Raw genomic sequence first — 3,240 nt, 5'->3', positions numbered from 1 at the left:
TGACCCGCTCTGCCGATCTGCCACACAGCGTCAGTACTTTTATATTGTGAATGCCACGAGCAAGGGTACGAATTTCTTTGGCTACTTGATCCGCCAGTTCTCGCGTTGGACATAAAACCAGCGATTGAACACGAAATCGTTTAACATTCAAATTACTCAGCAAACCCAATGAGAACGCGGCGGTTTTACCTGAACCCGTTTTCCCCTGAGCAATAACATCTTTACCTGCTAACACACTCGGTAAGCTCTGCTGTTGAATAGGCGTCATCTCGGTATAACCTAGTGCGTCCAATGTCTGCAGTAGTTCAGGTTTTAACGGCAGTGTTGAAAAAGAAGTTGTTGTCACGGTAGTGTCCTATAAGGCGCTCAATAAGGAGGCGTATTATGCCTATTTATTTGAATATTGCCCGATTAATTTGGTGTTAACAGTTCATTCAATAGTTGAATGTTGAGAGCTGCGAATATTATGTGTTGCTACTGGTCAAAATTTAGGGCGTGAATTCTAAAATTTCGAACGAAAATTGTTAATGCATAAAACGCTAATACTGAAAGCATAGAACGTAAAACGCCTCTAAAAAGAGGCGATGTTTAACTCGTTGTTCCCGCTATCTAAGTCCATGTAAAAACTCATGGCGAGTCGCTGGAATGGTCTTGAATATCCCACCTAGAGCGGTTGTTGTGGTTGAACTTGTCGCATCCATCACACCGCGAGATTTCACGCAATAATGCACGGCATCAATAGTGACAGCCACATCATCAGACTCTAGTAGCGTTTGCAGTGCCACTAATATTTGTTGAGTCATGCGTTCTTGAACCTGTGGACGTTGTGCGAAGAAGCGAACAATACGATTGATCTTCGACAAGCCAATGATCTTTCCTCGTGGAATATATGCAACCGCAGCTTTACCATCAATGGTCACCAAATGGTGCTCACAAGTACTGGTCACGGTAATGTCTTTGACTCGTACCATTTCACTCACGTTCATTTTATTTTCAATGACCGTGATTTTTGGGAAATTGGAATAATCAAGGCCAGAGAACACTTCATCTACGTACATCTTTGCGATGCGATGAGGGGTTTCTTCTAGGCTGTCATCGGTCAAATCAAGTTCGAGAAGCGATAAAATCTCACGCATGTGGTGCTCAATCTTCTCTTTCTTTTCTTCACGACTGACCTGGTTAGGACGCATTGGCGTTTCTAATCCACGGCTTTCTAGCGCATCTTTTACTAACTTTGCGGATTCGCTCAGATCTGACATTCCGTTTCCTCTCAATTTACCCCTTTTGGATGGCTGACAAGGATACGCGTAATTAGAAATAATGACTACTCATAATTTGTCTCTAGCCGTTATAGATACTGGTTATTCTATGATAAGGTTTATGACTAACAATACGATAAATAGGATAATTAGATGGGCTGCTGTGACGCTCCGGGCTTAATGCCTCTTGAAGATGCCATGAACTCTATGCTTTCTCGCATTAAACCAATTCAAACAACGCTGCGACTTCCTCTTGCAGACGCTCTGGGCTTTGTTCTTGCTGAAGATGTATTGTCTCCCATTTTTGTTCCTCCGTTTGATAATTCTGCGATGGATGGCTACGCACTTCGACTATCAGATTTAGAGTCGACCAATGTCCTACCCTTAGCGGGTAAATCTTTTGCAGGTTTGCCTTTTGAGGGGGATTGGCCACCTGGAACTTGTATTCGAATTATGACAGGCGCAAAAATACCTGAAGGTTGCGATGCGGTGGTCATGCAAGAAAACACTGAAGCCTCTGAGCAAGGCATTGTGATCAATCAAACCGCTATTGCGCCGCAGAACAATATTCGCCCACTCGGTGATGATATTCGTGAGGGTGATATCGTTCTCGAAAAAGGTGCCCGTCTTACGCCACGTGATATTCCTATGATTGCCTCTCTCGGTGTTAGTCACATTCTTGTTGTGCGAAAGCCTAAAGTCGCATTTTTTTCAACCGGCGATGAACTTAAATCGCTAGGTGAGCCATTAGAAGATGGCCAGATATACGACAGTAACCGCTATGGCATCAAGCCACTTATTGAAAATTTTGGCTGTGAAGCGATTGATTTGGGCATCATTCCTGATTGCCAAACAACGTTAAAAGCGACCTTTGAACAAGCCCAATCTATGTCTGATGTTGTCGTGACTTCTGGTGGCGTAAGCGTTGGCGAGGCGGATTACACAAAAGACATTTTAGAAGAGCTGGGGGAAATCGGTTTCTGGAAACTCGCCATTAAACCAGGTAAACCGTTTGCGTTTGGTGCGTTAGAAAATGCTTGGTTCTGTGGGCTACCTGGCAACCCGGTATCAGCGATGCTCACCATGTACGTTCTGGTTCAGCCCATGCTGGCTAAACTTGCAGGGCACACTCAGTGGCAATCTCCTGAATTGATTCCCGCCATCACAAAAACCGCCTTCAAAAAAAGTCCAGGGCGTACCGACTACCAACGTGGCGTTTATCACTTGGAAAATGGAAAGTTCGTGGTTGAAACCACCGGTAATCAGAGCTCAGGGGCGTTTCGTTCGATGAGCTTGTCCAATTGCTTTGTCGTATTGGAACGCGAACGTGGCCGTGTTGAAGTGGGTGAAACGGTACAGATTCAGCTATTTAACTCAACATTGTATTAAGGACTGGTCTTGGATATTTTATCTGACGCTGAAATGTTGCGTTACAATCGACAAATTATACTTAAACAATTTGATTTCGAAGGCCAAGAAGCCTTGAAGCAAAGTTCTGTACTGATACTAGGTGCGGGTGGTTTAGGCTGTGCGGCCAGTCAATATTTGGCAACAGCGGGCATTGGTAAACTGACATTGATCGATGATGATGTGGTCGAACTGTCAAATTTACAGCGGCAAGTGTTGCATAGCGACGACGATATTGGGGTCGCTAAAGTAGAATCAGCTCGATCATCTTTATTGAAGCTCAACCCACATCTAGAGGTCGGGATTATTGAACAGCGTCTAGATGATGAAACACTCAACGATTTGATTCGTCAGCATACACTTGTTCTTGATGGATCAGATAATGTAGCGACTCGAAATCAGCTTAATCGGCTTTGTTACGCAACAAAAACCCCGCTCGTATCTGGGGCAGCGATTCGTATGGAAGGTCAAGTTAGCGTATTCACGTTCCAAAATGATGAACACCCTTGCTACCAATGTTTAAGCGCTCTTTTCGGTAGCGGCGCATTAACATGTGTGGAAGCCGGTGTCATGG

The 3,240-nt window shown here is 44.4% G+C and carries 4 protein-coding genes; 2 read left to right on the top strand and 2 right to left on the bottom strand.

Features of this window, described 5'->3' with window-relative positions:
* A partial coding sequence (locus ACP45E_RS12010) for a DEAD/DEAH box helicase (RefSeq protein WP_141707318.1) occupies positions 1 to 346 on the bottom strand: 346 nt, incomplete at its 3' end.
* A 259-nt stretch (positions 347 to 605) separates the two neighbouring features.
* Positions 606 to 1,259: a GTP cyclohydrolase I FolE gene (gene folE, locus ACP45E_RS12005; protein WP_017033607.1), complete on the bottom strand. Its 654-nt coding sequence runs from the start codon at positions 1,257 to 1,259 to the stop codon at positions 606 to 608.
* A 153-nt stretch (positions 1,260 to 1,412) separates the two neighbouring features.
* Between folE and moeA the strand changes: the two genes are divergently transcribed.
* Positions 1,413 to 2,648, top strand: coding sequence for a molybdopterin molybdotransferase MoeA (moeA, locus tag ACP45E_RS12000; protein WP_017037983.1), 1,236 nt, complete (start codon positions 1,413 to 1,415; stop codon positions 2,646 to 2,648).
* A gap of 9 nt (positions 2,649 to 2,657) precedes the next feature.
* On the top strand, positions 2,658 to 3,240 hold a 583-nt coding region (moeB, locus tag ACP45E_RS11995), incomplete at its 3' end, for a molybdopterin-synthase adenylyltransferase MoeB (RefSeq protein WP_069585043.1).

It is taken from the genome of Vibrio genomosp. F10 str. 9ZD137, from assembly GCF_049974785.1.
Classification (GTDB): Bacteria; Pseudomonadota; Gammaproteobacteria; order Enterobacterales; family Vibrionaceae; genus Vibrio.
This window is presented reverse-complemented; position numbering and strand designations above follow the sequence as displayed.